The organism is Kluyvera sp. CRP (assembly GCF_019930565.1).
Lineage (GTDB): Bacteria > Pseudomonadota > Gammaproteobacteria > Enterobacterales > Enterobacteriaceae > Kluyvera > Kluyvera georgiana_A.
Map to the genome: position 1 here is coordinate 206,274 of NZ_CP082841.1, position 24,493 is coordinate 230,766.

A 24,493-nucleotide genomic window follows, 5' to 3' on the forward strand; every position below is an offset into this window, starting at 1 on the left:
CTTTAAACGCCATCACTTCTAAAATTCGGGCGACGCCAGCGCGCCGCAATGATTAAGCCTTTGCTGCCAGGCTCACTTCTTTTGCTACCCGCTCGGTAGCATCCGGGATAGCCGCCGCGCGCGCGCGTTCAGCCATCTCTAACAAGGTGTTGCGATCCCAGCTTGCCAGCGTGTCCGCGACCGCTTGTGCCGTAAACTGCGGCTGCTCGTAGATCTTTGCCGCGCCCGCTTTTTCCAGCGGCAACGCGTTCCAGTACTGCTGGCGGTCTTTATGCTGGAACGGCACAAAAATCGCCGGCAGCCCCGCCGCCGCAATCTCACTCACCGTCAGCGCGCCGGAGCGACACACCACCACATCAGCCCACGCATAGGCCGCCGCCATATCGTCAATAAACTCGGTCACTTTATGCTGAGCCTGACCGACATCGGCATAGGCTTGCTCCACGGTCTGTTGACCGCCTTTACCGCTCTGGTGCCAGATAGTCACCGCATCGCCCAGACGTTGCGCCACCTGCGGCATCGTCTGGTTCAGGATGCGCGCGCCCTGTGAACCGCCAACCACCAGCACGCGAATGGGGCCATCGCGCCCGACCAGACGCTGTTCCGGCAGTGGCAGCGCCAGCACGTCAACGCGTACCGGGTTGCCCACGACTTCAGCATTCGGGAATGCGCCAGGGAAGGCCTGCATCACTTTGGTGGCAATCTTCGCCAGCCATTTATTGGTCAGCCCGGCAATACCGTTCTGCTCGTGCAGTACCACCGGAATGCCCAGTGACCACGCCGCCAAACCGCCGGGGCCAGAGACGTAACCGCCCATTCCGAGCACCACGTCCGGCTTAAAACGTTTCATGATCGCCCGCGCCTGCCGCCAGGCGTTGAAGATACGCATCGGCGCCAGCAGCAGCGCCTTCACGCCTTTGCCACGCAGCCCGGAAATATGAATGAAATCAATCTCAATGCCATGTTTCGGTACGAGGTCGGCTTCCATACGATCCGCGGTTCCCAGCCAGCGCACCTGCCAGCCCTGATCCATTAAATGGTGCGCAACCGCCAGCCCCGGGAACACATGTCCGCCGGTACCGCCCGCCATCACCATTAACCGCTTTGTTTGACCGCTCATCGAGAACCTCGGGTAAACGCCTGCGCTTTCTCCAGGCGTGTTTCATAATCAATTCGTAACAAGAACATAATGGCAGTCGACATAATCAGAAGACTGGAGCCACCGTAGCTGATCAGAGGCAGCGTCAGGCCTTTCGTCGGCAGCATACCGGCTGCCGCCCCTACGTTCACCAACGCCTGGAAACTGAACCACACGCCGATTGCGCAAGCCAGGAAGCCAGAAAAACGTTGGTTAATCTCCAGCGCTTTGCGACCGATGGACATGGCGCGGAAAGCGACGAAGAATACCATTAAAAGTGCCAGTACCACACCGATATAACCCAATTCCTCACCGATGATGGCGAAGATGAAGTCGGTGTGCGCTTCCGGCAGGTACTCCAGTTTCTGTACCGAGTTGCCTAAGCCCTGACCCCACATCTCGCCGCGGCCAAAGGCCATCAACGACTGGGTTAACTGGTAGCCGCTGCCGAACGGGTCTTCCCACGGGTTCCAGAAGGAGGTCACGCGGCGAATACGATACGGTTCGGCGAGAATCAGCAGCACCACCGCTGAAATGCCCATACCGATAATGGCGATGAACTGCCACAGCTTGGCGCCGGCAAGGAATAGCATCGCCAGCGTCGTGACGAACAGCACCACCACGGTCCCCAGGTCAGGCTGCGCCAGCAGTAAAATCGCCAGCACGAAAATCACGCCCATCGGCTTTAAGAAGCCGCGCAGGTTGTTGCGCACCTCGTCCGCTTTACGCACCAGATAGTTGGCGATATAGCAAAACAGCGAGAGCTTGGTCAGCTCGGCGGGCTGAATACGCAGCGGACCGAGCGCAATCCAGCGCGACGCCCCGTTAACCGAACTCCCCACCACCAGTACAATCAGCAGCATGCAGATGGACGCAATCAGCATAAAGGTACTGTGGCGCTGCCAGAACGACATCGGCAGACGCAGCGTGATCAGCGCCAGACAGAAGGCCAGAATCAGATACAAGCCATCACGTTTGGCGAACAGGAACGGATCGTTCGCCAGACGTTGCCCGACGGGCATGGACGCCGAAGTCACCATAATAAAACCAATCGCCGCGAGGCCGAGCGTCAGCCACAGCAGCGTGCGGTCGTACATAATCAGGCTATCGGTATCTTTTTCCCGCGAGCCCATCACCCAGCCCTTCAGCGCGGTATACAGCCAGCCAAACAGCCACGCGAAAATGCGCATGCCCGGCAAACGCGGCAGCCTCAGTTGAGGCAGTCTCAGGCGCGGGAGCGATAAACGCATCAACCTAACTCCTTCGCCAGACGAGCAAACACGTCGCCGCGCTGCTCAAAGCTTTTGAACTGGTCAAGGCTGGCGCAGGCCGGAGACAACAGCACCATATCGCCCGCCTTCACCTGCGGCGCAATCAGGCGCATCGCTTCTTCCATGGTTTCGGTCTGGGTGGCGATTTCCGGACGCAGCGCGGCCAGTTCACCGCCGTCGCGGCCAAAGCAGTACAGACGAATGTTGTCGCCGGTCAGATAACGCTGCAGCGGCGCAAAGTCGGCAGATTTGCCGTCGCCGCCCAGCAGCAGATACAGCGTACCCGCCACATGCAGGCCATTTAACGCCGCTTCCGTGCTGCCAACGTTGGTGGCTTTAGAATCGTTAATCCAGCGCACGCCGTTGTGCTCAAGCACAATCTGGAAGCGATGAGCCAACCCGCTAAAGGTGGTCAACGCTTTCAGGCTGGTCGCGCGCGGCAGGCCGACAGCGTCTGCCAGCGCCAGCGCCGCCAGAGCGTTACTGTAGTTATGCTGCCCGGTAAGCGGCATTTCTTTGACGTTCAATACTTTTTCACCTTTTACGCGCAGCCAGGTTTCGCCCTGCTGGCGGTTCAGGTGATAGTCGCCCACGTCAACGCCAAAGCTGACGCAGCGTTCGTCGGCACCGCGCACCGGCATGGTCAGGCCGTCGTCGGCGTTTACCACGCATACTTTAGCGTTCTCATAGACCTTAAGCTTGGCCGCGCGATATTGCTGCAGGCCCAGCGGGTAGCGGTCCATATGATCTTCGGTAACGTTAAGGATCGTGGCCGCCGCCGCGTGCAGGCTGGAGGTGGTTTCCAGCTGGAAGCTGGAAAGTTCCAGTACATACAGTTCGCGAGCCGGATCCAGCAGCATCAGCGCGGGCAGGCCGATATTGCCGCCCACACCGACGTTGACGCCCGCCGCTTTCGCCATTTCGCCAACCAGCGTTGTGACGGTGCTTTTGCCGTTGGAACCGGTGATGGCGACAATCGGCGCCTGCGCTTCACGGCAGAACAGCTCGATATCGCCTACGATTTCAATGCCTGCGTCCGCGGCGCGGCTTAGCGCCGGGTTAGCCAGCGCGATACCAGGGCTGGCGACGATCAGATCGGCCGCCATCAGCCAGTCTTCATTTAGCCCACCCACATAACGCTCTACCGCTTCCGGCAACTTATCCAGGCCGGGTGGGGTCGCTCGGGTATCCATCACGCGCGGCGTCACGTTCTGCGCGAGGAAGAAATCCACGCAGGACAGCCCGGTCAGTCCAAGACCAATGATGACGACGTTTTTACCCTGGTAATCTGCCATGATTAACGTACCTTCAGCGTTGCCAGGCCAATCAGCACCAGCATCAGCGAAATAATCCAGAAGCGCACAATCACGCGCGGCTCCGGCCAACCTTTCAATTCATAGTGGTGGTGAATCGGCGCCATACGGAAGATGCGCTGACCGCGCAGCTTGAAGGAGCCTACCTGCAGGATCACCGACAGGGTTTCCACCACGAAGACGCCGCCCATGATCACCAGCAGGAACTCCTGACGCAGCAGCACGGCGATAATGCCCAGCGCGCCGCCCAATGCCAGGGAACCCACGTCGCCCATGAAGACCTGCGCCGGATAGGTGTTGAACCACAAGAAGCCTAAGCCCGCGCCGACAATCGCCGTACAGACGATCACCAGCTCGCCCGCATGACGCAGGTAAGGAATGTGCAGATAGCTGGCAAAGTTCATGTTACCGGTCGCCCACGCCACCAGCGCAAAACCTGCCGCGACGAAGACGGTTGGCATGATCGCCAGGCCATCAAGCCCATCGGTCAGGTTGACCGCGTTACCCGTCCCGACAATCACGAAATAGGCCAGCAGGATGTAGAACAGACCCAGTTGCGGCATCACGTCTTTAAAGAACGGCACCACCAGCTCGGTGGCTGGCGTATCTTTACCGGCCAGATACAGCGCAAAGGCCACGCCCAGTGCAATCACCGACATCCAGAAGTACTTCCAGCGGGCGATCAGACCCTTGGTATCTTTGCGCACCACTTTGCGGTAGTCATCGACAAAACCGATAATGCCGTAGCCGATCAGCACCGTCAGCACGCACCATACATATGGGTTAGACGGATAAGCCCACAGCAGTACAGACACCGTGATCGCGGTGAGGATCATGATCCCGCCCATCGTCGGCGTACCGCGTTTACTGAAGTGAGATTCCGGACCGTCGTTACGCACGACCTGGCCGAACGACATTTTTTGCAAGCGGGCGATCATCCGCGGGCCCATCCAAAGTGAGATGAACAGCGCGGTCAGCAGGCTGACGATGGCGCGAAACGTCAGATAGGAAAAGACGTTAAAGCCGGAATAATATTTGACCAGATGTTCGGCCAGCCACACTAACATGTCCCGTTCTCCTGTACAGCGCGTACGACCTGTTCCATGGCGGCACTGCGTGATCCTTTCACCAGAATGGTGATCGTTTTATGTTCATTAATGAGCGATTTCAGACGCGCAATCGCCGAATCTTTCTCGGTGAAGTGCTCCCCTACCCCGCTCGCCGCGCTAATCGCCTGGCTTAATTTGCCGACGCTCAGCACACGGTCGATACCCGCCGCTTTCGCTGCTTCACCGACCTGGATGTGGCACGCTTCACTCTCAGCGCCCAGTTCCGCCATGTCGCCCACCACCAGCACGCGGTAGCCCGGCATTTCAGACAGCACCTGCACCGCGGCGGTCATGGAACCGACGTTCGCATTGTAGGAGTCGTCCAGCAGCAGTTGGCTATCCGTCAGATGAATCGGGAACAGACGCCCCGGCACCGCTTTCAACTGCGCCAGCCCGGCTTTTACCGCACTCAGGTCTGCGCCCACCGCCGTCGCCAGCGCGGTCGCCGCCAGCGCATTAGCGATGTTGTGACGGCCCGGCAACGGCAGCAGTACGTCCACGCTGCCCTTTGGCGTATTTATCGTGAACGCAGTGCCTTGCGAGGTAATGCGCACGTTCGCGGCGCTAAAATCGCTACCCGCCGCATTTGGCGAAAAGCGCCATACGGTACGATCGCCAATCACCTGCTGCCAGTTGGCCCAGTCGTTGTTATCCGCGTTCAGAATTGCGATACCGTTTTCCGGCAGTCCGGTAAAAATCTCGCCCTTGGCTTTCGCTACGCCTGCCAGCGAGCCGAAGCCCTCAAGGTGCGCAGCCGCCAGGTTGTTCACCAGCGCCGCTTCCGGACGAGTCAGGCTGACGGTCCAGGCGATTTCGCCCTGATGGTTGGCGCCCAGTTCAATAACCGCATACTGATGCTCTGCCGTCAGGCGCAGTAATGTCATCGGCACGCCGATGTCATTATTTAGGTTGCCCGCGGTATAAAGCGTGTTGCCGCACTGGCTAAGAATCGCCGCGGTCATCTCTTTAACCGAGGTTTTACCGGAAGAACCGGTCAGCGCCACCACGCGCGCTGGCACCTGCTGACGTACCCATGCTGCCAGTTCGCCAAAGGCGAGGCGGGTATCGGCGACCACCAGCTGCGGCAGGTCGATATCCAGCTTGCGGCTGACCAGCAGCGCGCCCGCGCCGCCATCTTTCGCCGTTTGCGCAAAGTCGTGCGCGTCAAAACGTTCCCCCTTCAGCGCCACAAACAGGCAACCCGGGGTTAATTTACGCGTGTCGGTCGTGACATCGGCAATCAGACGATCGTCGCCATGCAGTTCGCCGCGCAGAATGTCGGCCAGTTGCTTCAACGTGACGTTAATCATGCCACCACTCCCAGCAGACGGGCTGCGGTCACGCGGTCGGAATAGTCGAGACGACGGTTACCAACGATTTGATAATCTTCGTGGCCTTTACCGGCCAGCAGCACCACGTCGTTCTCTTTAGCCTGCATGATGGCGTTGGTCACCGCTTCCGCGCGGCCTTCCATCACTTTCGCATGCCCGGCATCGACCATCCCGGCCAGAATATCGTTGATAATCGCGCGCGGCTCTTCGGTGCGCGGATTGTCATCGGTGACAACGGCGACGTCAGCGAACTCTTCGGCAATCGCCCCCATCAGCGGACGTTTGCCCTTATCGCGATCGCCGCCGCAACCAAAGACGCACCACAGTTTGCCCGCACAGTGCAGGCGTGCGGCTTGTAACGCTTTCTCCAGCGCATCCGGGGTGTGAGCGTAATCGACCACCACAGTCGGCTTGCCCGGCGCGCTAAACACTTCCATACGACCGCAAACCGGCTGTAAGCGCGCGGCGGTTTTCAGCAGATCGCTCAGGGAATAGTCCAGCGCCAGCAGCGTTGCCAGCGCCAGCAGCAGGTTGCTGACGTTAAAGGCGCCCATCAGACGGCTTTCAATTTCGCCTTCGCCCCAGCTGGAGTCAAAGTGAATGGTCGCGCCGCTGTCGTGGTAGTTCACGGCGGTGGCTTTCAGCCAGCGACCATGACAATTCGGATTAATATGGTCTTCCATCGACACCGCCACCGCATCCGGCAGACGGCTGAGCCAACGACGGCCCACCTCGTCATCGGCGTTAACAATCGCCTGGCCGCAGTGATGCGTAGAGTACAGCAGCCATTTCGCTGCTTCGTAGTGCTCCATATCACCATGATAATCAAGGTGATCGCGACTCAGGTTGGTGAACACGGAAGCGGCAAACTTGAGCGCCGCGACGCGATGCTGTACCAGACCATGGGACGATACTTCCATCGCCGCCATCGTTGCGCCTTCGGCCACCAGGCCGGAGAGCACATGCTGAACGTCAACCGCCGAACCGGTGGTGTTTTCCGTCGGGATCACTTTGCCCAGCAGGCCATTGCCTACCGTGCCCATCACCGCGCTGGTTTCGCCCAGCAGCTGGCACCACTGTGCGATTAGCTGCGTCGTGGTGGTTTTACCGTTGGTACCGGTCACGCCCACCAGACGCAGGATGTCGGACGGTTCATGATAGAAACGCCCGGCCAGCGCCGATAAACGTTCGTTTAACTGGCTGAGGTAAATAACCGGCACGCCGTGCATTTCACGGATTTCACCGTCGGTCGCTTCATCTTTTGCCTCGGCGACAATGGCAGCAACACCCTGCGCAATTGCCTGCGGGATATAACGACGCCCGTCCGCCTGATGACCCACTACCGCTACGAACAGATCGCCCGATGCAGCCACACGGCTGTCGAGCGTCATCTCTCGCAGTACTCGCTCCGGTGCATTCGGCACCCACGGAGCAAGAAGGTCGCGCAAATTACGATCTGCCACCTGATCCCTCGCCTTGATTTGTCACAAATTCACTCTTGTCGCCCGTTGCCAGCGCATCCGGCTCAATGTTCATCGTGCGCAGTACGCCGCCCATGATGGCACCAAACACCGGCGCGGAAACGGCGCCACCGTAGTATTTACCCGCCTGCGGGTCGTTAATCACCACCACCAGCGCAAAGCGCGGCTGGCTGGCTGGCGCGACGCCCGCGGTGTAAGCAATGTATTTGTTGATATAGCGCCCGTCCGGACCGACTTTTTTCGCCGTACCGGTTTTAATCGCGATACGGTAGCCTTTGATCGCCGCCTTCACGCCGCCGCCGCCAGGCAGCGCCACGCTTTCCATCATATGGACGACGGTGCGAACGATCGATTCCGGGAACACGCGCTCGCCGGGAACCGGCGGGTCAACTTTGGTTATCGACAGCGGACGGTAGATCCCATAGCTGCCAATCGTTGCGTAGACTCGCGCTAACTGTAACGGCGTTACCATTAGCCCGTAGCCGAAAGAGAAGGTGGCCCTCTCTATGTCAGACCACCGTTGTTTTTGAGGATATAAGCCACTGCGTTCTCCGACCAACCCCAAATTGGTCGCTTTTCCCAGCCCAAAACGTGAGTAAGTATCTACTAACGCTGAGGACGGCATCGCTAACGCCAGCTTGGAAACACCGACGTTACTCGACTTCTGTAGTACCCCGGTCAGGGTCAATTCGCTGTAGCGCGCCACGTCTTTGATTTCGTGGCCGTTAATACGGTATGGAATGGTATTCAGTACGGTGTTTTCACGCACCACGCCGCGCTGAAGCGCGGTCATCACCACCATCGGTTTGACGGTTGAACCCGGTTCGAAGACGTCGGTGATCGCCCGGTTACGCATGGTGTCTTTCGCCGTGCCGGTGAAGTTGTTCGGGTTGTAAGAGGGGCTGTTGGCCATCGCCAGCACTTCACCCGTGCTCACGTCGACCAGCACGGCACTACCGGATTCCGCTTTGTTAAACGCCACGGCGTTATTCAGTTCACGGTAAACCAGCGCCTGCAGACGTTCATCAATGCTCAACGCCAGGTTGTGCGCGGCCTGGCTATCGGTGGAGGAGATATCTTCAATCACCCGGCCATAGCGGTCTTTACGCACGATACGCTCGCCCGGCTGGCCGGTGAGCCATTTATCGAAACTCTTCTCAACCCCTTCAATCCCCTGGCTATCGACGTTGGTGAAGCCAATGAGGTGAGCAGTCACTTCCCCTGACGGGTAGTAACGGCGCGACTCTTCACGCAGATAAATCCCCGGCAGCTTCAGCTTTTTGATGTAATCGGCCATATCAGGGTTTACCTGACGGGCCAGATAGATAAAGCGCATGCGCGGGTTGGTGTTGATGCGGTTAGCCAGCTGATCGAGCGGCATATTCAGCGCATCGGCCAGCGCCTTCCAGCGGTTGTTCAGCACCACGCCCCCCGCTTCGTGCAGCTCTTTCGGGTCGGCCCAGATGGCTTTTACCGGCACGCTCACCGCCAGCGGACGCCCGGAGCGGTCAGTAATCAAGCCGCGGGAAGTGGAGACCTGCTGGACGCGTAAAGAGCGCATGTCGCCCTCGCGCACCAGCTTATCAGGGGCAATAATTTGCAACCAGGCCGCGCGTCCCAGCAGGAACGCGAGCGCCATAAAAATACAGCCGCAAAGCAACGCAAAACGCCAACTGATAAAGTTGGCCTGTTCTTCCTGACGTTTTGGCTTAAGCGTTTTTGCCGCCGGTTTCATGCGTTGCAATAATCCTTATTTCTGAACAACAATGTTTTCTTTTGATGGATCAACATGTTGCATCTGCAACTTTTCAGTAGCGATACGTTCGACTCGGCTATGATCGCCGAGAGCATTCTCTTCGAGGATCAGGTTCCGCCATTCAATGTCTAACGCATCGCGCTCCAGCACCAACTGTTCGCGTTGGGCCGTTAACAGACGGGTATGGTGGGCGGTTGTCACCACCGTCACCGCCGTCACAATAATGCAAATGAACAGACAGAGTGGCAGCTTCCCAAACTGCAAAAGGTCGTCGCGAATTACGCCAGGCAAGGCATGACGTTCGCCATTTCCTAACGACCCGGTTACTTTGCTCAGGGCCTCTGTCACTCTGCTGATCATGCGTTCGTCCTCTCTGCAATACGCAGAACTGAACTACGAGCTCGTGGATTTTCAGCCACTTCTTCTTCGCCCGGCATCAACTTGCCTAATGCTCGTAAATGACGGCCACCTAGTTTTCTGAGTTGCTCTTCGGTCATCGGGATCCCCGCCGGAACCTGTGGACCGCGGCTCTGCTCACGCATAAAGCGTTTCACAATGCGGTCTTCCAGCGAATGGAAGCTGATAATCGAAAGCCGCCCACCCGGGGCCAGCACGCCAAGCGAGCTTTTTAGCGCCTGCTCTATCTCCTCCAGCTCACTATTCACCCAAATGCGCACCGCCTGGAAGGTACGGGTTGCGGGGTGTTTGAATTTGTCTTTCACCGGCATCGCGGCGGAAATGACTTCCGCCAGCTCTTTGGTTCGGGTCATCGGTTCCACGCGGTTGCGCTCAACGATGGCGCGGGCGATACGTTTACCAAAGCGCTCTTCGCCGAAGGTTTTAATCACCCAGGCGATATCCGCTTCTTCAGCCGTTTGCAGCCATTCAGCGGCAGACTGGCCGCGAGTTGGGTCCATACGCATGTCCAGCGGGCCATCGCGCATAAACGAAAAACCGCGCTCGGCATCGTCAAGCTGCGGTGAAGAAACGCCAAGATCGAGAAGAATCCCGTCGATCTTACCAACGAGATCGCGCTCGGCGACGTAGTCCGCCAGCGCAGAGAAAGGGCCATGCACGATGGAAAAGCGTGGATCATCGATGGTCTTCGCCACCGCAATCGCTTCTGGATCGCGATCGATCGCAATCAAACGCCCCTGCTCGCCAAGCTGCGAGAGGATCAGGCGCGAGTGACCACCGCGACCAAAGGTGCCATCAATATAGATACCGTCCGGACGAATATTCAGACCGTTAACCGCTTCGTCCAGCAGTACCGTGGTGTGTTTAAAGTTTTCCATCATATTTATAAGGACAAATCCTGCAATCGCTCCGACAGCGCCCCTGAAGCAGATTGCTCAGCGTCGATATCTTCCTTGACCCGTTGATACCAGGCCGTCTCATCCCACAGTTCAAACTTGTTGAACTGCCCGACCAGCATCACTTCTTTGGTCAATCCGGCGTGTTGCCGTAAAACCGGCGCGATTAACAACCGCCCGGCATTATCCATCTGACATTCGCTGGCATGCCCTAACAGCAGCCGCTGCACGCGGCGCTCAACGGGATTCATGCTCGACAAACGCGATAGCTTTTGCTCGATAATTTCCCATTCGGGCAGAGGATAAAGCAGCAGGCAGGGGTGATGGATGTCAATGGTACAAACCATTTGACCGGTAGCGCTCTCGATCAACGTGTCCCGATATCGGACAGGGACGGCTAAACGCCCTTTGTTGTCGAGATTGACTAACGTTGCCCCTCGGAACATGCCAGCCTCACCCCTTATTACCACTTTAACCCACAAATTCCCACTCAAAGGAGTTTACGGAGCAGAGGAAAAGCTTGTCAAGCCAGCATGAATGCCAACAGAGTCCAAAATACCGCTATTTAAGGCCAACAATAGCTCTGATTAAAAATTATCCAACAGACGAGGCAAATTAACGTCATGAATACCCGCAAGAAAAATACAAAGGGATTCACATCACGTTAACGCGACTAAATATCATCAAAAGAATATATAAAGTGTCAGTTTGCGACGCGAGCGGCATTTTAGGACATTATGATGCGCGTTAACAGTCCCCTGTGGCGCGCCCCGGAGGGGAATGACGTCCCCTGGGCTCGCCCATTCTGGTAGGAGAGTTGAGAAGTGTTTGTTATTTCGGCAATCCGCGCGGCGAATGTAACAAAATAATACACAAATAATATATTTTTACTTTGTGTTCACAATAATAAGCGCGGTAGGGGGACAAATGAGGCGTATTAAATAGAGTGCTAACCAAAAATGAGGAATAATCTGAATATCCACATAAGAATAATGTTTTATGCAATGAAGGCGACATTTCGCCGCCCCATCGCAAAAAGGTTATCGACGGCTCAGGCTACCGCGACGATACAGATTACGGCGAATACGGCTCAAACCCGGTTTTGGCTTACGCGGTTCATCAAGGCTTGCCAGCACAATCTCCAGCACGCGTTCAGCCACATCGCGGTGACGCTGGGCAACCGCCAGCACCGGACACTGCAGGAAATCGAGCAGCTCGTTATCGCCAAAGGTGGCAATGGCCAGATCGGTCGGCAACTTACCCTCACGGCGCAGCGTCACATCCATCACGCCCTGTAACAGCGCAAACGATGTAGTAAACAGCGCCTGCGGCATCGGGTGCGTCTCAAGCCATTTCTCGAACAGCTGCGCCGAGGCTTCACGTTCATAGCTATTGGCGTAGAGGAAGTGCACTTCGCGCGGATCGTCTTTCCAGGCGGTACGGAACCCCTGCTCGCGCAGATAGCTGACCGACAGCTCCGGCAGCGCGCCGAGATAAAGAACGGTTTCAGCCGGGAAGGTACGCAGCTCGGCGGCAAGCATTTCAGCGTCATCCTGGTCAGCGCCCACCACGCTGGTGAAGTGTTCGCGATCAAGGGCACGGTCAAGGGCGACAATCGGGAACGCATCGTTCGCCCAGCGCTGATAGAACGGATGCTCCGGCGGCAATGAGGTAGAAACAATGATCGCATCAACCTGACGCTGCAACAGATGCTCAATGCAGCGCATCTCGTTATCTGGCTGATCTTCCGAGCAGGCAATCAGCAGCTGATAGCCGCGCTGGCGCGCCTGACGCTCAAGATAGTTGGCGATGCGGGTATAGCTGGTGTTTTCCAGATCCGGGATGACTAACCCGATAGAACGCGTGCGTCCTGCACGCAGCCCAGCGGCGACCGCGTTAGGATGGTAGTTGTGCTCGCGCACGACCGCCATCACCTTTTCGACAGTTTTATCACTGACGCGGTACTGCTTCGCTTTGCCGTTAATCACATAGCTGGCGGTGGTTCGGGAAACACCGGCAAGCCGGGCGATCTCATCCAGTTTCACAATTGCCCCTTGCTTTATAAGTATAATCCGTAACATCTAAACGCAGAATGATCCGATCGGCAATAGGTTTTGTTCGCACTTATTGCTGATTTCGCAAAAAAAAGCCCGACTTCAGGCCGGGCTACGATTAAGCGATGAGTTGCAGGCTGGATAAGCGAAGCGCCATCCGGCGAAACCGCGCAAGTTGCCGGATGGCGGCGTAAACGCCTTATCCGGCCTACCGTTGCTGGTTACGGCTTCAGCACAACACAATTAACGCATAATCTTGTCGCCACGCGACAGGCCAACTACACCCGAACGCGCCACTTCAACGATTCGCGCCACGTCGCGCAACGATGCCAGGAAGGCATCCAGCTTATCGCTGGTGCCCGCCAGTTGGACGGTATAGAGCGACGGCGTAACGTCGATAATCTGTCCACGGAATATCTCCGTGTTGCGTTTCACTTCGTCACGACCATAGCCGCTGGCCTGTACCTTCACCAGCATGATTTCACGCTCGACGTGCGCCCCCTGCCCCAGCTCGTTGACCCGCAGCACGTCCACCAGCTTATGCAGCTGTTTTTCGATCTGTTCAATGGTCTTCTCGTCGCCGACCGTCTGAATGGTCATGCGCGACAGCGTCGGATCGTCGGTAGGCGCAACGGTCAGGCTCTCAATGTTGTAGCCGCGTTGTGAGAAAAGCCCAATCACGCGCGACAGCGCCCCGGACTCGTTTTCCAGCAGTACAGATAATATCCGGCGCATAATCAGGTTCTCTCCGTTTTGCTCAGCCACATCTCGTCCATCGCCCCGCCGCGAATCTGCATCGGGTAGACGTGCTCGCTACCGTCGACGGCGACGTCGACAAACACCAGGCGGTTATTGCGCACCTGCTCCAGCGCCTCAGCGAGCTTACTCTCCAGCTCGTCCGGGCGGGTAATGCGAATGCCCACATGACCATAAGCTTCCGCCAGGCGCACAAAGTCCGGCAGCGATTGCATATAGGACTGGGAGTGACGGCCGGAGTAAATCATGTCCTGCCACTGTTTCACCATCCCCAGATAGCCGTTGTTCAGATTCAGCACCAGCACCGGCAGTTCGTATTGCAGCGCAGTCGACAGCTCCTGAATGTTCATCTGGATGCTGCCATCGCCGGTCACACAAATGACGGTTTCTTCCGGAAGCGCCATTTTGACGCCCAGTGCAGCGGGAAGGCCAAAGCCCATGGTGCCAAGACCGCCGGAGTTGATCCAACGACGCGGCTTATCAAACGGGTAGTACAGCGCGGCAAACATCTGATGTTGGCCCACGTCGGATGTCACGTAGGCGTCGCCCTGGGTCAGTTTCCAGACGGTTTCGACCACCGCCTGGGGCTTAATTTGTTCGCTCTTGTCGTCATACTTCAGGCAGTGACGGGCGCGCCACTGTTCAATCTGCTGCCACCAGTCGCGAATGTCATCCAGCGGCTGGGCGACGCTTTCTTGATCCAGCAACTCGAGCATTTGATCGAGCACCAGACCCGCATCACCAACGATCGGAATATCCGCCGGTACCGTTTTGGAGATCGACGTCGGATCAATATCAATGTGCAGCACCGTGGCATCCGGGCAGTACTTCGCGAGATTGTTGGTGGTACGGTCATCAAAGCGCACCCCAACAGCGAAAATCACGTCGGAATGATGCATGGTCATGTTGGCTTCATAGGTACCGTGCATACCCAACATGCCTAGCGCCTGACGATGGGTCGCCGGGAAGCCGCCGAGCCCCATTAATGAGGAAGCGACCGGCAGGTTGAGTTTTTCTATCAACGTGCGCAGTTGCGTGTGGCACTCGGCATTAACCACCCCGCCACCGACGTATACCACCGGCTTTTTCGCTGCAATCAGCGTTTGCAGCGCGCGTTTGATCTGCCCTTTATGGCCAGTCGTGGTTGGATTGTAAGAACGCATACTGACCGCGTCCGGCCACACGTACGGTAGTTTGTTCGCCGGGCTAAGAATATCTTTCGGCAGATCGACCACCACCGGGCCAGGACGACCGCTGGCCGCCAGCCAGAAAGCCTTCTTCAATACCGTGGGAATATCTTCAGTCTGTTTCACCAGGAAGCTGTGCTTCACCACCGGACGGGAGATCCCGACCATGTCGCACTCCTGAAATGCGTCATAACCAATCAGAGAGGTTGCCACCTGGCCAGAAAGTACCACCAGCGGGATGGAATCCATGTAGGCAGTGGCAATCCCGGTGATGGCGTTCGTCGCCCCTGGACCAGAGGTGACCAGCACCACCCCCACTTCACCGGTGGCGCGCGCCAGACCGTCAGCCATGTGCACCGCCGCCTGTTCGTGGCGCACCAGCACGTGGTCAATGCCGCCTACCGTGTGTAGCGCGTCATAAATATCGAGGACCGCGCCCCCCGGGTAGCCAAATACCTGCTTTACGCCCTGATCGATCAACGATCGGACGACCATCTCGGCTCCTGACAACATCTCCATGATTTGCCTCCAGGCTTTACTTTCTTGATGACCGGGGAAGTCATTTTCCGACGGTCATGCGTCGACGGCGCGTCAGCCATCCACCGGCGCTGAATTAAGGTCACGACCTAACATAACCGCTCGCCACCAGGCAGGCAATTCACCCATCCGGCGTAGATGCAGTACCCAGAAGATAAAAAATAAAGAGAAAGGGGAAAATGATGGTGGATTACTTCAGCGATAAGAAAAGGAGAGCGTAGATACTCGGACGAATGGCGGCATTACAGCAAAACCTGCATTTTTCACTTTATCGAGGCCAATACTACCGGAAGACAACAGAATAATATTTTAATTTTTTAATCACTGACAAGATAAACAGGATGCCAATGCATCCTGTTTATCGCGACGACATTATTGCTGGCGACAAGCATTAACCAGCAGTTCTTCCATCCACTGGTGGCCTTTATCCCGCCCGGCCGCTTCATGCCAGGAAAGATAGCAGGTACGGCTATTTAACTTCAACGGCAGCGGTAATACCTGCAGGTTCAGCTGTTCGGAAAACTCTTCCGCTAAACGGCGCGGCGCAATGGCGACCAGATGAGTTTGGGACACCACATTTAAGACGCTGACTAGTGCCATCCCCTGATAGGCAATACGGCTTTGTTTATCCACCGAGTCGTACCACGGTTGACTAAAAGACGCATAGCGATCCAGAGAAACCACCGCATGTTCTTCCTGATAAAGCTCAGATTCCGAAACCGGACCATTAATACGTGGGTGTTTCTTGCTGACCACCAACACCATTTCGTCATTAAATAACGGAACACAAGCAAATTCAGGGCGACGGAACTCTTCATAACCCAGAACAAACTCAATTTCCTGATAACGCAGTTGATGTTCAGTATTTTGATTTAAGGATGATTTAAACACCATATGAATATGTGGCGCGACTTCATTCACCTTATTTAAGATAATAGAGGTCAGATAATTATCCAGCGGGCTGCACACGCACAGATTAAATACGCGTTCGCTGCTCAGCGGCTCAAAACCGGAACCCGGCAGTTCATTCTGCACCAGTTGCAGCGCCTGACGGATAGAGCCGAAGAGCTGAAAAGCGCGCGCCGTCGGCTGAATGCCGCGACCATAGCGAACAAAAAGCTCGTCGTTAAACATGACCTTCAAACGGGCGACAGCATTACTTACCGCCGGTTGCGACATACCCAGCATATGCGCAGCGCGGGTAATATTTTGCTCCTGCATCACCGCATCGAAAACCGTCAGTAAATTTAAATCGACCATTCGCAGTTGTGGTTTCGTTCCTTCGTTTGTCGATACACGCGGCTTCTCCGGCGCGTTAATTACGTTATCAGACTCCATGATCATACAAAACTCCCTTTGCGGAAACGCAATAATATGTTGAGGCTATATGATTTACCATGCATATAAGATCCAAGAAAGAGAATTAAATAAAAATAGGAATATATAAAGATACAAAGAGCGCCTTTAACTCAATAAAGTCTCTCTTATTTATATCACCAAACGAATGACACTTAGTTTAACAATAGATACCGCGAATACACAACAGACAGAAAAGGACTGTAAAAAATGAGGCTTTATTAAATTGTTTTATTTTTTCTACTATCAGAATTAACAATTATGTATCAGCATAAGCTGCTTTACCTTCACAGATATACGTATACACAAATTTAAATTCAATATTATCATAATGATAGAACCCGCACAGAGAAGTAACAGAGCCATGAGCGGTTGCGAATATTGGTATGCAAATGCGACAAAATATTAAAATCATGAATAACCATAACGAATCATTCACTATAAAGTGAGACATCCATCAGCACAATTAGCTAATTCCACTCGCTGAAATTCTTCCCCGGCGTCCCCTCTTTTCACGATTCAGGGTTGACATCAGAAAGCATATCCAGTACCACTAAAAGCATATCGAATTCATCTGGAGAATGATGACATGTTCCGCACCACTCGTTTCAACGGCCTACTACTACTAAACGCCTCTTCTGTGCGCGGTAGGCTGGTGTGCGACGTTCAGCGTTAGTCATCATCAGTAAAACTATAAACCCGCGCCGCTGCGCGGGTTTTTTTATGCTCGTAGCAAGGCGCCCAAGTTAACCAAGGACCTAAACCATGAGCCAGCAAGTCATTATTTTTGATACGACCTTACGTGATGGTGAACAGGCATTACAGGCAAGCCTGAGCGTGAAAGAGAAGCTGCAAATTGCTTTTGCCCTCGAGCGTATGGGCGTTGACGTGATGGAAGTCGGGTTTCCGGTCTCTTCTCCGGGCGATTTCGAATCCGTCCAGACCATCGCCCGCAACATTAAAAATAGCCGCGTCTGCGCGCTGGCCCGCTGCGTAGAGGCGGATATTGATGTTGCCGCCGAGTCATTAAAAGTCGCTGAAGCATTCCGTATTCATACTTTTATCGCCACCTCACCGATGCACATCGCCACCAAGCTGCGCAGCACCCTGGACGAAGTCATCGAGCGCGCGGTCTACATGGTGAAACGGGCGCGTAACTACACCGACGACGTTGAGTTTTCCTGTGAAGATGCTGGCCGTACTCCAATTGACCAACTGGCGCGTGTCGTCGAAGCGGCGATTAATGCCGGTGCCACTACGATCAACATTCCAGACACCGTCGGTTACACCCTGCCATTTGAATTCTCCAACATTATTACCGGCCTGTACGAGCGCGTGCCAAACATCGATAAAGCGATTATCTCCGTTCACACCCACGACGACCTGGGCATGGCGGTAGGTAACTCTCTGGCCGCGGTCCATGCCGGTGCTCGTCAGGTTGAGGGCGCAATGAACGGCATCGGCGAGCGCGCGGGCAACTGTTCGCTGGAAGAAGTCATCATGGCGATCAAAGTGCGCAAAGACATCATGAATGTGCACACCCGCATCAACCACAACGAAATCTGGCGCACCAGCCAGACCGTCAGCCAGATCTGCAATATGCCGATTCCGGCCAACAAAGCCATCGTCGGCACCGGCGCCTTCGCCCACTCCTCCGGTATTCACCAGGATGGCGTGCTGAAGAACCGCGAAAACTACGAAATCATGACCCCGGAATCCATCGGTCTGAACCAGGTACAGCTGAACCTGACCTCCCGCTCTGGCCGCGCTGCCGTGAAGCACCGCATGGAAGAGATGGGTTACAAAGATACCGATTACAACATGGACCATCTGTACGACGCGTTCCTGAAGCTGGCGGACAAAAAAGGCCAGGTCTTCGATTACGACCTGGAAGCGCTGGCGTTCATCAACAAGCAGCAGGAAGAGCCAGAACATTTCCGCCTGGACTACTTCAGCGTGCAGTCCGGCTCCAGCGATATCGCCACTGCATCGGTGAAGCTGGCCTGTGGTGAAGAGACTAAAGCCGAAGCGGCGAACGGTAACGGTCCGGTTGACGCCATTTACCAGGCGATTAACCGTATCACCGGCTACGACGTCGAGCTGGTCAAATACGATCTGAACGCCAAAGGCCAGGGTAAAGACGCGCTGGGCCAGGTGGATATCGTGGTGAACTACAACGGTCGCCGCTTCCACGGCGTGGGCCTGGCGACGGATATCGTCGAATCCTCCGCCAAAGCGATGGTGCACGTGCTGAACAATATCTGGCGTGCCGCCGAAGTTGAAAAAGAATTGCAACGCAAGATCAAGAATAAAGAAAACAACAAGGAAACCGTGTGATGTCGAAGAATTATCATATTGCTGTGTTACCAGGTGACGGAATTGGCCCTGAAGTGATGGCACAGGCATTGAAAGTCCTGGAAGCCGTACGTCAACGTTTTGACATGCGCATTACCACCAGCCACTACGACGTCGGCGGCATCGCCATTGACCGCCATGGCGAACCGCTGCCGCAGGCAACGGTGGACGGCTGCGACCAGGCCGACGCCATTCTGTTTGGTTCCGTGGGTGGTCCGAAATGGGAAAACCTGCCGCCCAACCAGCAGCCGGAGCGCGGTGCGCTGCTGCCGCTGCGTAAGCACTTCAAACTGTTCAGCAACCTGCGCCCGGCGAAGCTGTATCAGGGGCTGGAAGAGTTCTGCCCGCTGCGTGCCGACATCGCCGCTAACGGCTTCGACATCCTGTGCGTGCGCGAACTGACCGGCGGCATTTACTTCGGCCAGCCGAAGGGTCGCGAAGGCAGCGGCCAGCACGAGAAGGCATTCGATACCGAGGTGTATCACCGCTTTGAGATCGAACGTATCGCTCGCATCGCCTTTGAGTCCGCGCGCAAACGTCGTCACAAAGTGACCTCGATTGATAAATCTAACGTGCTGCAGTCTTCCATTCTGTGGCGTGAAATCGTCAGCGAAATCGGTAAAGAGTATGCGGACGTTGAGCTGGCGCATATGTACATCGACAACGCCACCATGCAGTTGATTAAAGACCCGTCGCAGTTTGACGTCGTGCTGTGTTCTAACCTGTTCGGCGACATCCTCTCCGATGAGTGTGCGATGATCACCGGCTCCATGGGCATGCTGCCGTCCGCCAGCCTGAACGAAGAAGGCTTTGGCCTGTATGAACCTGCGGGCGGCTCCGCGCCGGATATCGCCGGCAAGAACATCGCCAACCCGGTGGCGCAGATCCTGTCGCTGGCGCTGCTGCTGCGCTACAGCCTGGACGCCAACGACGCGGCCACCGCCATTGAAAGCGCCATCAACCGCGCGCTGGAAGAAGGCGTACGTACCAGTGATTTAGCCCGCGGCGGCGCGGCGGTCAGCACCGATGAAATGGGCGATATCATTGCCCGCTATGTTGCCGAAGGGGTGTAACCATGGCGAAGACCTTATACGAGAAGTTGTTTGATGCCCACGTGGTCTATGAAGCGCCGAACGAAACGCCGCTGCTGTATATCGACCGCCATCTGGTGCACGAAGTGACCTCGCCGCAGGCGTTTGACGGCCTGCGTGCGCACAACCGGCCGGTGCGTCAGCCGGGCAAAACTTTCGCCACCATGGATCACAACGTCTCCACGCAGACCAAAGACATCAACGCCTCCGGCGAGATGGCGCGTATCCAGATGCAGGAGCTGATTAAGAACTGCAACGAGTTCGGCGTCGAGCTGTATGACCTGAACCATCCGTACCAGGGCATCGTGCACGTAATGGGGCCGGAACAGGGCGTTACCCTGCCGGGGATGACCATTGTCTGCGGCGACTCCCACACTGCCACCCACGGCGCGTTTGGCGCGCTGGCGTTCGGGATCGGGACTTCAGAGGTTGAGCACGTGCTGGCAACGCAGACCCTGAAACAGGGCCGCGCCAAAACCATGAAGATTGAAGTGAACGGCAAAGCCGCGCCGGGCATCACCGCCAAAGACATCGTGCTGGCGATTATCGGTAAAACCGGCAGCGCTGGCGGCACCGGGCACGTGGTGGAATTCTGCGGTGAAGCGATTCGCGACCTGACCATGGAAGGCCGCATGACCCTGTGCAACATGGCGATTGAGCTGGGCGCGAAAGCAGGCCTGGTCGCGCCAGACCAGACCACCTTCAACTATGTCGAAGGTCGTCTGCACGCGCCGAAAGGCAAAGATTTTGACGATGCCGTCGCCTACTGGAAAACCCTGCAAACGGATGAAGGCGCCACTTTCGACAGCGTCGTCACCCTGCAAGCGGAAGAGATTGCGCCGCAGGTCACCTGGGGGACTAACCCGGGCCAGGTTATCTCCGTGAATGACAACATTCCGGATCCGGCCTCATTCAACGATCCGGTCGAGCGCGCCAGCGCCGAGAAAGCATTGGCTTACATGGGCCTGAAGCCGGGGATCCCGCTGACAGACGTGGCGATCGATAAAGTCTTTATCGGATCCTGCACCAACTCACGCATTGAAGATCTGCGCGCGGCGGCGGAAATCGCCAAAGGCCGTAAAGTGGCGCCGGGCGTGCAGGCGCTGGTGGTGCCGGGTTCCGGCCCGGTGAAAGCGCAGGCGGAAGCGGAAGGTCTGGATAAGATCTTTATCGAAGCCGGTTTTGAATGGCGTCTGCCGGGCTGCTCAATGTGCCTGGCGATGAACAATGATCGCCTGAATCCCGGCGAGCGCTGCGCCTCCACCAGCAACCGTAACTTTGAAGGCCGTCAGGGCCGCGGCGGTCGTACGCACCTGGTAAGCCCGGCGATGGCGGCGGCAGCCGCGGTAACCGGCCATTTCGCCGACATTCGTAGCATGAAATAAGGAAACCATCATGGCAGAGAAATTTACCCAACATACGGGACTGGTGGTGCCGCTGGATGCCGCGAACGTCGATACCGATGCCATCATCCCAAAGCAGTTTTTGCAGAAAGTGACCCGCACCGGCTTTGGCGCGCACCTGTTTAACGACTGGCGCTTCCTCGACGATAAAGGCGAGCAGCCGAACCCCGAGTTCGTGCTGAACTTCCCGGAGTTCAAAGGGGCGTCGATTCTGCTGGCGCGTGAAAACTTCGGCTGCGGCTCATCCCGTGAGCACGCGCCGTGGGCGCTGACCGACTACGGTTTTAAAGTGGTTATCGCCCCGAGCTTCGCCGACATTTTCTACGGCAACAGCTTCAACAACCAGCTGCTGCCGGTAACGTTAAGTGACGCGCAGGTCGATGAGCTGTTCAAGCTGGTACAGGCGAATCCGGGCGTTAAATTTGAAGTGGATCTGGAAGCGCAGGTGGTGAAAGCGGGCGATAAATCGTACAGCTTTGAAATCGACGACTTCCGCCGCCACTGTATGCTCAACGGTCTGGACAGCATTGGCCTGACCTTACAACACGAAGACGCCATCTCGGCCTACGAGAACAAACAGCCGGCGTTTATGCAGTAATCTCTCCCACTGGTCACCGCACGGTGGCCAGCCTCTTCTTTCCGCCTACAGCGTATCGCCGTAATAGATCTGGTAACCGAGGTTGACGCTGCCCGGCGCATCTTTCCCGTTCAAGCGCTTAATCAAAATATCCGCCGCCGTCTTACCAATCTCAAAGCGCGGCGTAATCACGCTGGCAATTTTTTGCAGCCGCGCGCGGCCAATTTCCAGCCCGTGGAAACCGGCAATCGCCATTTTTCCCGGCACGTCGAACTGCTGCGCCTGACACTCCAGTAGCACGCCGACGGCAAGGTCATCGTTGGTACAGAAAATCGCGTCAATATCCGCTTTTTCCGCCATCGCCTGCTGGAACATCTTGCGGCCCAGCGCCACCGACGAAATCGTTTTTGGCGCCAGGTGATAAGCTTCCAGCCCCTGTGCCGCCAGCGCCTTCTCGGTACCACGGTAACGGCTAAGGTCGCGGGGGTCATCCATCGAACCAAAGAACGCAATGTTGCGTTTACCGCTGTCAATAAAGGCCTGCGTCATTTCGTACGCCGCTTTTTCGTTATCAAAGCCAACCTGAATATCGAGATACTGTCCGCTTATATCCATCAACTCTGCGACCGGAACGCCGCTGGCGCGCACGTACTGTACCATCCGTTCGGTATGCAGTTTTCCGGTGAGGATCAGGCCGTCGATATTGTAGGAGAGCAGGTTCAGCACCTCGCGCTCTTCGCGCTCGGCGTCATATTCGTAGTTGGCGATCAGCGTCTGGTACTGGCAGGCCGAGGTGACGGATTCAATCCCCGCCAGCACGTCGGCAAAGATCTGGTTGCGAAACGAGGGGATCAGTACGCCAATGGTTTTACTGCGGGCGTTGAGCAGAATTTCCGGGGCGCGGTTGGGAATGTAGTTGTTCTCTTCCATGACTTTCGAAATCAATTCGCGGCTGCGTTGCGACACCTGATTCGGGTCGCGCAGATAACGGCTGACCGTCATCTTATTCAGCCCGGCCAGCGCGGCAATATCCTGTAATGTCATCCGATTGTTTTTCATGAGGTTCTCTACGACCAACAGCCCATTATGCTCGCAGAGAACCTTATCACAGCCGGTTAGCGACTGCACTCCTCGCTCAACCTTAACGCGTGGCCATCTCAGCCGACGGCGAGGTGGTTTCATTTTGCGCTCGAACGCAATACATCAGCACCACCGACGCCAGCAGGGCGATTGCCATAAAGGTGTAGGAGACACCCGGCCCGCCGGTCACGCCGTTGAGGTACCCCACCAGCCACGCGCCGAGGAATGCGCCTAACGCGCCGAAGCTGTTGATCATCCCCATCGAGACGCCGGAGACGTTGCGCGGCAGCAGTTCGGGAATCAGCGCAAAGAACGGTCCATAAGGCGCATACATACAGGCGGCAGCCACGACCAGCAGCGCGTAGGAGAGCCAGAAAGACTGGTTGCCCAGCATCCACGAGGCGAAGAACGCGATGGCGGCAATCAACAGCAGCGGCCAGATAAACAGCTTACGGTTCTGGAACTTATCGGACAGCCAGGAGACGGTCAGCATCAGGCAGATTGCCGCCAGATACGGCACCGCCGCCAGCCAGCCCACTGCCACAATGTCCATCTGCGCCGCGTTTTTCAGAATCGACGGCATCCACATCATGAAGCCATACACGCCGATGCTCCACAGCGCATGCACCGCGCAAAGCATGATCACGCTGCGCGAGCGCATTGCTTCACCGTAGTTACGCATCGGCTTAATGTCGCGCTGCTCGCGATCCATCGCCTGCTGTAACGCCTCTTTTTCCTGCGCGCTTAACCAACCCGCATCCGCCGGTTTATCACGCACCAGAATCACCCAGCAGAACGCCCAAATCACCGCCGGAATGCCTTCGAAAATAAACATTTCACGCCAGCCCCAGGCTTCAATCAGGTAGCCGGAGACAATCGACATCCACAGCACCGTAACGGGGTTACCGAGAATCAAAAAGGTATTGGCGCGCGAACGTTCGGTTTTGGTAAACCAGTTGCTGATATAAATCAGCATCGCGGGCATCACCGCCGCCTCAACGATCCCAAGAATAAAGCGAATAGCCATCAGCGTGGGAATGTTACTCACAAAACCGGTCGCCGCGGCGCAGAGCCCCCAAAGGATCAGGCTGCAAAAGATCATTTTGCGCACGCTATGCTTAACGGCATACATCGCGCCCGGCACCTGGAAGAAGAAATAGCCCAGGAAGAACAGCGCGCCAATTAACGATGCGGTTCCCTGAGTAATTCCTAAATCATGTTCTATACCGGCGGCAGCGGCAAAGCCGTAATTGGCGCGGTCGAGATAAGCTAAGCTGTAGGTAATAAAAATAATCGGCATTAAATACCACCAGCGACGCGCCGGCAGTTTTGCGAGCATATTCATACTCACTCCTCGGATTATCATTAGATGATGAGGTCGCGTC

At 56.3% G+C, this 24,493-nt stretch carries 20 protein-coding genes; 4 read left to right on the top strand and 16 right to left on the bottom strand.

Features of this window, described 5'->3' with window-relative positions; genetic code table 11:
* Positions 1 to 52: 52 nt before the first annotated feature.
* The 14 genes from murG to leuO form a co-directional block, all read right to left on the bottom strand.
* Complete coding sequence (gene murG, locus K7B04_RS00970; RefSeq protein WP_065356513.1) at positions 53 to 1,120, bottom strand: undecaprenyldiphospho-muramoylpentapeptide beta-N-acetylglucosaminyltransferase; 1,068 nt, start codon at positions 1,118 to 1,120, stop codon at positions 53 to 55.
* Positions 1,117 to 2,388, bottom strand: coding sequence for a cell division protein FtsW (ftsW, locus tag K7B04_RS00975; RefSeq protein ID WP_163448056.1), 1,272 nt, complete (start codon positions 2,386 to 2,388; stop codon positions 1,117 to 1,119). Before ftsW ends, murG begins: the two co-directional genes overlap by 4 nt.
* Complete coding sequence (murD, locus tag K7B04_RS00980; protein ID WP_163448057.1) at positions 2,388 to 3,704, bottom strand: UDP-N-acetylmuramoyl-L-alanine--D-glutamate ligase; 1,317 nt, start codon at positions 3,702 to 3,704, stop codon at positions 2,388 to 2,390. The genes ftsW and murD overlap by 1 nt, the downstream gene beginning before the upstream one ends.
* Positions 3,705 to 3,706: 2 nt before the next feature.
* A complete protein-coding gene (gene mraY, locus K7B04_RS00985; protein ID WP_106925400.1) occupies positions 3,707 to 4,789 on the bottom strand; it encodes a phospho-N-acetylmuramoyl-pentapeptide-transferase in 1,083 nt (360 codons plus the stop codon).
* The gene (murF, locus tag K7B04_RS00990; RefSeq protein ID WP_223803307.1) at positions 4,783 to 6,141 is read right to left on the bottom strand and encodes a UDP-N-acetylmuramoyl-tripeptide--D-alanyl-D-alanine ligase; all 1,359 of its coding nucleotides are present in this window, start codon (positions 6,139 to 6,141) and stop codon (positions 4,783 to 4,785) included. Before murF ends, mraY begins: the two co-directional genes overlap by 7 nt.
* Complete coding sequence (murE, locus tag K7B04_RS00995; RefSeq protein WP_223803308.1) at positions 6,138 to 7,625, bottom strand: UDP-N-acetylmuramoyl-L-alanyl-D-glutamate--2,6-diaminopimelate ligase; 1,488 nt, start codon at positions 7,623 to 7,625, stop codon at positions 6,138 to 6,140. Before murE ends, murF begins: the two co-directional genes overlap by 4 nt.
* Entirely contained in the window at positions 7,612 to 9,378 is a 1,767-nt protein-coding gene (locus K7B04_RS01000) for a peptidoglycan glycosyltransferase FtsI (RefSeq protein WP_163448060.1), read from the bottom strand. Before K7B04_RS01000 ends, murE begins: the two co-directional genes overlap by 14 nt.
* A gap of 15 nt (positions 9,379 to 9,393) precedes the next feature.
* The gene (ftsL, locus tag K7B04_RS01005; RefSeq protein ID WP_163448061.1) at positions 9,394 to 9,759 is read right to left on the bottom strand and encodes a cell division protein FtsL; all 366 of its coding nucleotides are present in this window, start codon (positions 9,757 to 9,759) and stop codon (positions 9,394 to 9,396) included.
* Positions 9,756 to 10,697, bottom strand: coding sequence for a 16S rRNA (cytosine(1402)-N(4))-methyltransferase RsmH (gene rsmH, locus K7B04_RS01010; protein ID WP_163448062.1), 942 nt, complete (start codon positions 10,695 to 10,697; stop codon positions 9,756 to 9,758). The genes ftsL and rsmH overlap by 4 nt, the downstream gene beginning before the upstream one ends.
* A 2-nt stretch (positions 10,698 to 10,699) precedes the next feature.
* Positions 10,700 to 11,158 carry a division/cell wall cluster transcriptional repressor MraZ gene (gene mraZ, locus K7B04_RS01015; RefSeq protein WP_064547419.1) on the bottom strand — a complete coding sequence of 153 codons (459 nt, stop codon included), beginning with the start codon at positions 11,156 to 11,158 and terminating at the stop codon, positions 10,700 to 10,702.
* A gap of 594 nt (positions 11,159 to 11,752) precedes the next feature.
* Positions 11,753 to 12,757, bottom strand: coding sequence for a catabolite repressor/activator (cra, locus tag K7B04_RS01020; protein WP_163448063.1), 1,005 nt, complete (start codon positions 12,755 to 12,757; stop codon positions 11,753 to 11,755).
* Positions 12,758 to 13,009: 252 nt separating this feature from the next.
* Positions 13,010 to 13,501 (bottom strand): acetolactate synthase small subunit, encoded by a 492-nt coding sequence (gene ilvN, locus K7B04_RS01025; RefSeq protein ID WP_035893016.1) that lies wholly within the window; start codon positions 13,499 to 13,501, stop codon positions 13,010 to 13,012.
* Between the two features lie 2 nt (positions 13,502 to 13,503).
* Complete coding sequence (gene ilvI, locus K7B04_RS01030) at positions 13,504 to 15,228, bottom strand: acetolactate synthase 3 large subunit (protein WP_163448064.1); 1,725 nt, start codon at positions 15,226 to 15,228, stop codon at positions 13,504 to 13,506.
* A 390-nt stretch (positions 15,229 to 15,618) separates the two neighbouring features.
* The gene (gene leuO, locus K7B04_RS01035; RefSeq protein ID WP_163448066.1) at positions 15,619 to 16,584 is read right to left on the bottom strand and encodes a transcriptional regulator LeuO; all 966 of its coding nucleotides are present in this window, start codon (positions 16,582 to 16,584) and stop codon (positions 15,619 to 15,621) included.
* 783 nt (positions 16,585 to 17,367) lie between these two features.
* Here leuO and leuA point away from each other — a divergent pair.
* From leuA to leuD, 4 genes are read left to right on the top strand one after another with little or no spacing between them, the layout of a single operon-like run.
* Positions 17,368 to 18,939: a 2-isopropylmalate synthase gene (gene leuA / locus K7B04_RS01045; protein WP_065356506.1), complete on the top strand. Its 1,572-nt coding sequence runs from the start codon at positions 17,368 to 17,370 to the stop codon at positions 18,937 to 18,939.
* The gene (leuB, locus tag K7B04_RS01050; protein ID WP_163448264.1) at positions 18,939 to 20,030 is read left to right on the top strand and encodes a 3-isopropylmalate dehydrogenase; all 1,092 of its coding nucleotides are present in this window, start codon (positions 18,939 to 18,941) and stop codon (positions 20,028 to 20,030) included. The genes leuA and leuB overlap by 1 nt, the downstream gene beginning before the upstream one ends.
* A 2-nt stretch (positions 20,031 to 20,032) precedes the next feature.
* Complete coding sequence (gene leuC, locus K7B04_RS01055; protein WP_064547409.1) at positions 20,033 to 21,433, top strand: 3-isopropylmalate dehydratase large subunit; 1,401 nt, start codon at positions 20,033 to 20,035, stop codon at positions 21,431 to 21,433.
* A gap of 10 nt (positions 21,434 to 21,443) precedes the next feature.
* Positions 21,444 to 22,049 carry a 3-isopropylmalate dehydratase small subunit gene (gene leuD / locus K7B04_RS01060; protein WP_223803309.1) on the top strand — a complete coding sequence of 202 codons (606 nt, stop codon included), beginning with the start codon at positions 21,444 to 21,446 and terminating at the stop codon, positions 22,047 to 22,049.
* 45 nt (positions 22,050 to 22,094) lie between these two features.
* On the opposite strand, the gene K7B04_RS01065 is transcribed toward leuD, so the two are convergent.
* Positions 22,095 to 23,087, bottom strand: a complete 993-nt coding sequence (locus tag K7B04_RS01065) for a LacI family DNA-binding transcriptional regulator (RefSeq protein ID WP_223803310.1) — start codon at positions 23,085 to 23,087, stop codon at positions 22,095 to 22,097.
* Between the two features lie 82 nt (positions 23,088 to 23,169).
* Positions 23,170 to 24,453 (bottom strand): MFS transporter, encoded by a 1,284-nt coding sequence (locus K7B04_RS01070; RefSeq protein WP_223803311.1) that lies wholly within the window; start codon positions 24,451 to 24,453, stop codon positions 23,170 to 23,172.
* Positions 24,454 to 24,493 lie beyond the last annotated feature (40 nt).

Coding starts and splice junctions, on each gene's coding strand:
- K7B04_RS01065 (WP_223803310.1), bottom strand. CDS start 23,087: ATGAAAAACAATCGGATGACATTACAGGATATTGCCGCGCTGGCCGGG.
- ilvN (WP_035893016.1), bottom strand. CDS start 13,501: ATGCGCCGGATATTATCTGTACTGCTGGAAAACGAGTCCGGGGCGCTG.
- leuD (WP_223803309.1), top strand. CDS start 21,444: ATGGCAGAGAAATTTACCCAACATACGGGACTGGTGGTGCCGCTGGAT.
- leuO (WP_163448066.1), bottom strand. CDS start 16,584: ATGGAGTCTGATAACGTAATTAACGCGCCGGAGAAGCCGCGTGTATCG.
- mraZ (WP_064547419.1), bottom strand. CDS start 11,158: ATGTTCCGAGGGGCAACGTTAGTCAATCTCGACAACAAAGGGCGTTTA.
- ftsL (WP_163448061.1), bottom strand. CDS start 9,759: ATGATCAGCAGAGTGACAGAGGCCCTGAGCAAAGTAACCGGGTCGTTA.
- ftsW (WP_163448056.1), bottom strand. CDS start 2,388: ATGCGTTTATCGCTCCCGCGCCTGAGACTGCCTCAACTGAGGCTGCCG.
- K7B04_RS01000 (WP_163448060.1), bottom strand. CDS start 9,378: ATGAAACCGGCGGCAAAAACGCTTAAGCCAAAACGTCAGGAAGAACAG.
- leuA (WP_065356506.1), top strand. CDS start 17,368: ATGAGCCAGCAAGTCATTATTTTTGATACGACCTTACGTGATGGTGAA.
- rsmH (WP_163448062.1), bottom strand. CDS start 10,697: ATGATGGAAAACTTTAAACACACCACGGTACTGCTGGACGAAGCGGTT.
- leuC (WP_064547409.1), top strand. CDS start 20,033: ATGGCGAAGACCTTATACGAGAAGTTGTTTGATGCCCACGTGGTCTAT.
- leuB (WP_163448264.1), top strand. CDS start 18,939: ATGTCGAAGAATTATCATATTGCTGTGTTACCAGGTGACGGAATTGGC.
- ilvI (WP_163448064.1), bottom strand. CDS start 15,228: ATGGAGATGTTGTCAGGAGCCGAGATGGTCGTCCGATCGTTGATCGAT.
- murG (WP_065356513.1), bottom strand. CDS start 1,120: ATGAGCGGTCAAACAAAGCGGTTAATGGTGATGGCGGGCGGTACCGGC.
- murF (WP_223803307.1), bottom strand. CDS start 6,141: ATGATTAACGTCACGTTGAAGCAACTGGCCGACATTCTGCGCGGCGAA.
- murD (WP_163448057.1), bottom strand. CDS start 3,704: ATGGCAGATTACCAGGGTAAAAACGTCGTCATCATTGGTCTTGGACTG.
- mraY (WP_106925400.1), bottom strand. CDS start 4,789: ATGTTAGTGTGGCTGGCCGAACATCTGGTCAAATATTATTCCGGCTTT.
- K7B04_RS01070 (WP_223803311.1), bottom strand. CDS start 24,453: ATGAATATGCTCGCAAAACTGCCGGCGCGTCGCTGGTGGTATTTAATG.